General features: G+C 60.0%; 7 protein-coding genes and 3 pseudogenes. 3 read left to right on the top strand and 7 right to left on the bottom strand.

Annotated features, from left to right (window positions below; translation table 11 throughout):
• The coding region (locus NCT05_RS36460; protein WP_250504768.1) for a hypothetical protein at positions 1-308 on the top strand (308 nt) is incomplete at its 5' end.
• A gap of 575 nt (positions 309-883) precedes the next feature.
• Here the strand turns inward: NCT05_RS36460 and NCT05_RS36455 are convergent.
• The 3 genes from NCT05_RS36455 to NCT05_RS36445 form a co-directional block, all read right to left on the bottom strand.
• Positions 884-2041 carry an alpha/beta fold hydrolase gene (locus NCT05_RS36455; protein ID WP_250504762.1) on the bottom strand — a complete coding sequence of 386 codons (1158 nt, stop codon included), beginning with the start codon at positions 2039-2041 and terminating at the stop codon, positions 884-886.
• A 70-nt stretch (positions 2042-2111) separates the two neighbouring features.
• The gene (locus tag NCT05_RS36450) at positions 2112-2717 is read right to left on the bottom strand and encodes a DUF8737 domain-containing protein (RefSeq protein WP_250504760.1); all 606 of its coding nucleotides are present in this window, start codon (positions 2715-2717) and stop codon (positions 2112-2114) included.
• Between the two features lie 71 nt (positions 2718-2788).
• Positions 2789-3883: an NmrA family NAD(P)-binding protein gene (locus tag NCT05_RS36445; RefSeq protein WP_250504755.1), complete on the bottom strand. Its 1095-nt coding sequence runs from the start codon at positions 3881-3883 to the stop codon at positions 2789-2791.
• A gap of 198 nt (positions 3884-4081) precedes the next feature.
• Between NCT05_RS36445 and NCT05_RS36440 the strand changes: the two genes are divergently transcribed.
• Complete coding sequence (locus tag NCT05_RS36440) at positions 4082-4588, top strand: winged helix-turn-helix transcriptional regulator (protein WP_250504753.1); 507 nt, start codon at positions 4082-4084, stop codon at positions 4586-4588.
• A gap of 392 nt (positions 4589-4980) precedes the next feature.
• Here NCT05_RS36440 and NCT05_RS36435 read toward each other — a convergent pair whose 3' ends face one another.
• The 3 genes and pseudogenes from NCT05_RS36435 to NCT05_RS36425 all read right to left on the bottom strand — a co-directional run.
• Entirely contained in the window at positions 4981-5226 is a 246-nt protein-coding gene (locus NCT05_RS36435) for a DUF6429 family protein (protein ID WP_502801832.1), read from the bottom strand.
• A gap of 33 nt (positions 5227-5259) precedes the next feature.
• Positions 5260-5571 (bottom strand): annotated as a pseudogene (locus NCT05_RS36430) (Tn3 family transposase); the annotation flags it as partial.
• A pseudogene (locus tag NCT05_RS36425) lies at positions 5572-6123 on the bottom strand (SDR family NAD(P)-dependent oxidoreductase); the annotation flags it as partial.
• Between the two features lie 60 nt (positions 6124-6183).
• Here NCT05_RS36425 and NCT05_RS36420 point away from each other — a divergent pair.
• Positions 6184-6471, top strand: a pseudogene (locus NCT05_RS36420) (LysR family transcriptional regulator); the annotation flags it as partial.
• Between the two features lie 17 nt (positions 6472-6488).
• Here NCT05_RS36420 and NCT05_RS36415 read toward each other — a convergent pair.
• The gene (locus tag NCT05_RS36415; RefSeq protein WP_250504744.1) at positions 6489-6773 is read right to left on the bottom strand and encodes a hypothetical protein; all 285 of its coding nucleotides are present in this window, start codon (positions 6771-6773) and stop codon (positions 6489-6491) included.
• Positions 6774-7209: the final 436 nt, after the last annotated feature.

Below are 7209 nucleotides of genomic sequence, written 5' to 3'. Positions count from 1 at the left end.
CGACCTGCCGGAAGCACCGGCATGCGCACACGGCGCGACTTGTGATTTCAGATGCTGGCCGAAACACAGTCATCGTCCTATGTGCAGCCGTGCGTCCATCGCGCAGCAAAACTCGAGAGGGTGCCACCGGCACCCCAATATTGATCGCGGTTCTGGTGGGCGACCGTTTGGTGATTCTGCGTGCCTTGCCCCCGAACTATGAAGAAGATGGCTTGACTCGCTATCAACGTGAGCAGCCAAAGTCGGTTCATGACTATCAGCACCCCTCGTTCTCTACTATCTTGGGTGTCCGACACAGCACGGAATGACTCTAACGCCGTGCCCTTATGCCAAAAGCCCGTCAGAACCTATCGGCAGATTGAGCACGAATTTATGACGCGGTCCGACGAAGCTTCGCATTCCGCCTATACCCGAAACAACAACGCCCAGTTCATCACAGGAACCGAGTGGCCTAGCGCCTGGACACTGCCCGAACGCGTACGGTATGCGGTAATTCGACAGCGACGCGATGCAAGAGCTGATAGCCCGTACGTTCCGGAAGCCGCAAGGATCCTCGTCGCGGCGACGACCGCGTGCACAGAGATAATCGGCACAGGCAAGAATCCTCCCGGTGCAGACGGCTTGCGCACCATGGCCGACTGGTACCGAAGCCATTTCGATCCGAACATCAAGATGGCCATCGACGCGCAAGACCGCCCCAGGCGAAAGGGTGACGCTATGAGACGCTGATCGGCCAAACAGTAGCTGCCGCTGGCCGATCTTTTTATGGACACGTTCAACTGTCGCATCGACTTTCAGAAGCGGTCGTTGCAGCCCAACCGCATGCATCACATCATGAGCTGGAGGAATGCACTGTCAACCGGAAATCGCTACTACTTAGTTGTTAAGGCACGTCACCCAGCCACTGCATGAATTCGCTCACGTGCTGCGCCCAGAGGTCAGGGCGTGTCATGGTCAAATGGCCCGGCGACGACGGCGTGCCCTGCTGGACGACGTACCGCCCATGTTGGAGCTTCGGCACGTCTCGGTCGAGGATATGCAAACTGTCGGGATTGAACTCGTCGTCCGAGAAATTCAGTGCGAACAGTTTGGCCTTGATTCCGGAGATCCCGGGTTCTGGGTCGTAGCTGAACGACGACTTGAGCGAATACAGGATGTCGTTCGGATCGACGTGCCCAGCCTGGAAGCGGGTCGTCGCGAGAAACTTGTCCGCCGCGGCGTTATCCGGGATTTCGTGCTGAAGCGCCGGCGCGCTGTCGATCATCATCCGCAGCACCCGGTAGCCGTCGATCCAGCCACGCGGCGTCTGCGTGTAGTTGCCGTTCTTCCAGTCCGGATCGGAACGAATTTCATCGATCACCATGCGCCGCCACAGCAGATTGCGGCCCGATACGGTGATCGGCAGCGAGACGACCGGCATCACGCCGTCCATCATGTCGGGATACGCTTCGGCCCATTGCCACGCGTTCATGCCGCCCATCGACATGCCGATAATCGCATGCAGATGCTGGATGCCCACCGTCTCGGTCACCAGCTTGTGCTGGAGATCGACGATGTCGTCGTAGTCGTAGTTCGGAAATCGCGCCTTCAGGCCGTCGCTGGGCTGGCTCGACTGACCGTGGCCGACGTTATCCGGGAAGATCATGTAGTAGCGGTTCGCGTCGAGCGGGCGGCCCGCGGCGAACAGCGCTTTCGTGTAGGTTGGATTTAGTAGTGTGTGGCTGTCTGCGCCGGTCCAGTGGAGCACCAGGACGGCATTGTCGATGACGCCCTGGGCATCGCGATGCGGCGTGCCGAGCGTGGCGTAGTGAATCTTCAGCCGGGCCAGCGTCTCGCCATCGCGGAAGCGGTAATTGTCGAACCAGGCATCGGCCTGTACTGCCGCCGGATTCACGCGCTTGTCCCACGGCGCGGCTACTTCACCGGCCGAGGCAGCGGAGGAAGTATTGGACTGAGCCGATGCGGCGTCCGCGAACATGGAACCGGACATCAGCAAACCGAGCAGCGCGCTGGCTGCAGCATGGGTGCGACGAGACTTCACGATGATTTCCTTATCGGATTAAAGAAGCAGGCTTCGCCGGGATTCAACTCACGCGTTGCATCGGCACCCTTCACCCCGCGTTCGACAAACCCGAAGGGCGGCGCAGCAGATCGAAGGCCATGATGTGACTTGCACCCGAAATTCCGACGCCGTAGAACGGGATCAATGCCATCGGCAGCGTCTGGATGCCGGACATGCGGGGATCGTTGAGCAGGAAGTAGGTCAAGCCGGTACCGACCGCCACAACGAAATCGGCAAACCCGAACAGGTGGAAAACGAGATACCGGTTGCGTGGTTTCGGCAACAGCGTGACGCCCAGCGCCATCAACCCTGCGATAAGGTCGCCCCATCCCGCGTTTCTGACGAAGGCCTCCGGCAGCAGGTCGTGCGCCCCGTACCAGAAGAAGACCAGCGCGGCGGCGATGCGCCAAATATGGAACGCCGTGATCGTCCGCAGCCCGATGGTCTCGATGTAAGCGCGAAAGCCTCGGGAGATCGCATAGACGACAACAGGCACCACGATGCCGAGCGCTATGAGGCCTGCGAGCCACAGCGGGTAGACCGCACGATAGAGGCCGGTTTCAGCAGCCGCCGCAACGGCTAGTCCCCAGACGGTCAACAGACCGAGAAGCACACGCGCCCCACCGCTCTTTCGAATTTCGATGACCTGATTCACTGTGCACGTCCATTAGTTAAGCTAACGTTTCGATTGACTTTATTACCCTTGCAGAAAGCGGTGTTTAACAGTTACAGCGCCCCCTTTCTGCCATCTTCGGACAACTTCAGCAGCGGCGTGGAATTGAACAGATTTTCCGGTTGCACCCGCTCCCAGAGGCTCCCTTTCCCTTGCTCACGGCCGCGTTCATCTTCGCGGCGAAGCCATTGTTCGACGGTCCGGATGCGGTGCGGGTGAATTTCGTCGAGCAACGCGTAGTCGCGTTGAATCACGCCGTGCTTCCAGAGGTTCCAGAAGCCGGTGAAATTGTCTCGGAAGCTCATCGTGCTTTTGTCGCTTGGGTCCGCGTTGTATCCGGCAGGCAAGTTCGCAGCCGTCTTGAGCGGACCATTCCAGTACGCGTCAAGATCCGTGTCGATGTAGCGCGCCGGATGCCCCGTCATCCGCTCGAACGCCTCGGCCAGTTTGCGGTACTCGACCTGTTCGATCGCGACTTCGAGGTTCATGCCGTTCGCTCGCTCCGGATGTTCGAACAGCCAGCGTGCGTAATAGCCGCAATCATCCAGCGCAACATGCGGCACCGCGCCGTTGCCGAGCGGCACACGCCAAGTGAGCACGCCGTCCTCGACGAGCGGCATCATCGGCGTCATCGCCGAGATCGCCATCTCCATGTACGGCCCCGTAGTGAACACGGCCGCGCCCATCCGGTCCCGGTTCGTCTGGTTCTGGAACAGGATCCATTCGCCTATGCGCCCCTTGCCGTCATAGTGACCGGCGCGAAAGCGGGAATCATAGCCAGCCTTCTTGAGCGAGTAGTCGAGGTTGCCGTACACCAAGAACTTAATGCCCTGTTCCAGCGCGATTTCGTAGCAACGGATCGCCCAATAGATCTCCGTCTTCTCGCCGGTGTTGAATCCGTCGAGATTGATGTAGGCCCCATCACATCCCCGAAAACCTTCCCGCAGGAAAGCTTCGTCGGCGAACGTGCCCTTCAGGATCGATACGTTGCCGAGTGCAAGCAGTGCTCTCGCGCGGCGGGAGTCGGGATCGCGGCTCAAGGCCCGGACGGAATATTTGCCGTCAGCGACGAGCGCGCTGATGACGGGCAGACCCTTCGCGCCGGTGCCGCCGACGACGAAGATTCGGGAAGTGGCATGGGAAGTCATAGTCGTCTCTTCAAATTCAATTGGAAGGTGGGTCCATAACGACGATGTCCATTGCCGGGCAGGCCACTAACTCTTATAATAAGAGTTAGTGGCCTGCCCGGCAAGCATTTTTTGGTTGGCGGATGTCGTCAGGCGGGTATGGCTCTTATAATGAGACTTACCCGGCGAAGATCGTCGGACTATTCACGGAAACAACTCATGCGCTCAAAAGGTTTCGACGGAATGGTGTGTTCGATCGCAGGCATCATGGCGGCGATTGGGGATCGGTGGGGCTTGTTGATCCTGCGCGACCTCGTCTGCGGTCTCAGCCGGTATGACGAGCTTCGCCAGTCGTCCGGCATCACCAATGCAACGCTCAGCGACCGGCTCAAGCATCTGGAGACGAACGGTCTTGTCGAGCGCAGGCGCTATCAGGTTAATCCGAAGCGATTCGAATACGTGTTGACCCAGAAGGGCCGACAAATCGCCCCGGTCATGCCGGTGCTCGCCCAGATCGGGGACCGCCTGAACGTTTCCGGTGCATGCGAACCACCGATGAAGTTCGTGAATCGAAAGACCGGCGCCGAAATACGGTGGGGCTTCATCGACCAAAAGACGGGTGAGGAGATCAGCGCCGCCGATGTGATCATCAAGGAAGGCCCCGGGGCAGACGATCTGGTCCGCTGGCGCTTGGCGCAAGGTGCGCAGCGGCACAAGGAAGCATGACGAGAATAACGAGAGATCTCGCGATACACGTCGCCTCCATCGACGGACGGTCGCATAGCGCATCAAGTCCGCGCCAGTCCGAGACTAGCCGGCGCTCAAAGGCCGCGACACACTCGGGTCGGCCTTTACAACTGCGCCTATCCGAACCGCAGGGGAGGGTCGAATACGGCCAGAAAGGTCGGGCCGAAGTCATTCACGGGCGCCGTTCCCCCCAACGCCGCACGATCTGCGGTTGCGTGCCTTGAAAGCGGCAATATCTTCGATAAAAGCGCGCGACGGACCTGGTCATCTCGAACTGCACGGCGCATCGAGGAGTTGGTTGTCGAAATTCCGTTTTTCGCAGGGCGCGAGGCGTACTGCACGATCCAATTCTCGACGGGCACTGATGTTGATTACGTCGGTTTGGCGTCGGATTCGAGGGTTGGCGAGCGCCCAAAGTATGTTTGGAACAACCGCTCCGCTTCCCGCAAGCCTTCTTCGGTCGGCCCCACCGATTTTGAGCGGCTGACGGGGTCGCGAATAAAGCCCTTCTCCTGCAAGCGGTTTAGCGCAGACCAGTCGAAGCTCTTCGAGGCGCGATTTCCACCGCACACATTCAGGTAGAGCAGCGCGAGCACCACCTCGTCAATGGCGTCAATTGATGTCCATCGTCTCTTCCTCAAAGACCCACCTCACGATCGGGCCGTGCGTTGCCAGGGCGCTGCATCGAGAAGCATCTCGCGGTGGCGGTCGATCGGAAAGCTCAGAGTCCCGAGGAAATTCAAATGCGCGAAGTGCGCCGGGCCCAATCGCCGCAACCCGTCATCGTCAATCCCTTGCCCCGTCTCTTGCCAAGCGTCGAGGGTTGCCTGCATGCGCTGCGTGTTCCACGCAATCAGGACGTTCGTTAGCAGCGTCAATGAGCCGGATATCTCGATCATTTCGTCGCGACGGCGTCCACGCTATGGCGCGACCTTGCCGGTGTAGACCGCGCGCTGCAGCTGAAAGCTAGCCAGCATTGCGGTTTCGACGGGCCCCGGTGCGATTGCGTTGACCGTGACACCGTGCGGCGCCCCTTCATAAGACAGCGCGCGCGTAAAACCGACGACGCCCGCCTTCGATGCGCAGTAGTGCGCCATGTCGTGCGTGCCCTTGTAAGCGAGCTGCCATGCGATGTTGATGACGCGCCCGTATTTGCGCGCGATCATGTCGGCGAAAAACTGCCTGGTTACGAGGAACGTGCCGCGCAGGTTCACGGCCATCATGCGGTCCCATTCGTCGATGCACAGATCCACGAACGCCGTCTCGCCACTGACGCCGGCCGCGTTCACGAGAACATCGACGGTGCCGAGTTTCTCGCGTGCCCATGCGCCGAGGCGCGCGACAGACGTCGCATCGGTCACGTCGCATTCGGTCGTCGCGACACGCGTGCCGTTCGCGCCGAGTTCATCGGCGAGCGCCTGGGCGCCGGCTGCATCGCTGATATGCGACATGCCGATGCTCGCGCCATGTGCCGCGAACAGCCGCACGATTGCACGGCCGATGCCGCTGTTCATCCGCGCGATTTCATCCGGTAGACTGGGCGCTTCATCGATCAATAGAAGCGCCGAGCCGACATGGACCGAATAAACGCGATGAAAGTGTTCATCGCTACGCTCGACGAAGGCAGCCTGGCAGGCGCGGGGCGGCGTCTCGGCCGCTCGCCTGCAGCCGTGAGCCGGGCGATCGCCTTTCTCGAGGAGCATACAGGCACGGCGCTGCTTCATCGCACGACTCGCACCATCAAGCTGTCCGAAGCCGGCGAACGTTATGCCGTTGCGTGCCGCCGCATCCTCACCGATCTCGAAGAAGCCGATTTGCTGATCGCGCACGAACGCGCCGCGCCGCGCGGACTGCTGACGATCCGACGAAAGTCGTGCTGTTAGGCCGACTTCGAGCGTGGGCGCGGCGAATGTGCTTCGATGATCTTATGCAGTCGCAGGAGCGCCATTTTGAGACTCCCTTCGTCCACCAACAACGTCACCGTCTGCAGCACTTCGTTCTCGAAGGAATCCGGAATGATGACGCGGCTAGTCTGATCGATCAGCGCTGCGATTTCGATGTAGAACTGCTCCGGATAGCGCCCCGGATGCCGGTCCAATTGGTTCAGCAACACCGTCCAACGGTCGGCAATTTCCTCCACGGTCTGCGGATTTAGCGCCTTCACGATCGCCTCTCGGAACGAAACGGCAGGTTCACACTGTCTCAACAATCGGCGTGCCACGAAAGACCGGGGCATCATTGGAAGGCTGCGGAAGCGCCGTCATCACCACCCGCGTGGGTGTCGCCGGTGTAGACATCAAGTGGACCGAGAGCCTCGTGCTCTGGCAGGCGATCGTGCCGAACCGGAAACGCATTTTTACGAGGCGCCGATGGACGAGCGTCTTCAGGTGTGGCCGTGGCTTGCGCATACGCGACATTAATATGCGCCATGCTTACTGCGCGCGTAGGCAATGAGGACAGACGCCGCGCAGCGCAACTGCTTACCTGGGGCGCGGAAACGGCAAAGACCCTCGGCATGTAGCACTAGTACGACATCCCCTAAATAGCTTGATTAAATAATTGTCTTGGCTATCATTTCGAAATGAGCCAAGGTCGTCATG

The organism is Caballeronia sp. AZ7_KS35 (genome assembly GCF_023631045.1).
Lineage (GTDB): Bacteria > Pseudomonadota > Gammaproteobacteria > Burkholderiales > Burkholderiaceae > Caballeronia > Caballeronia zhejiangensis.
This window is presented reverse-complemented; position numbering and strand designations above follow the sequence as displayed.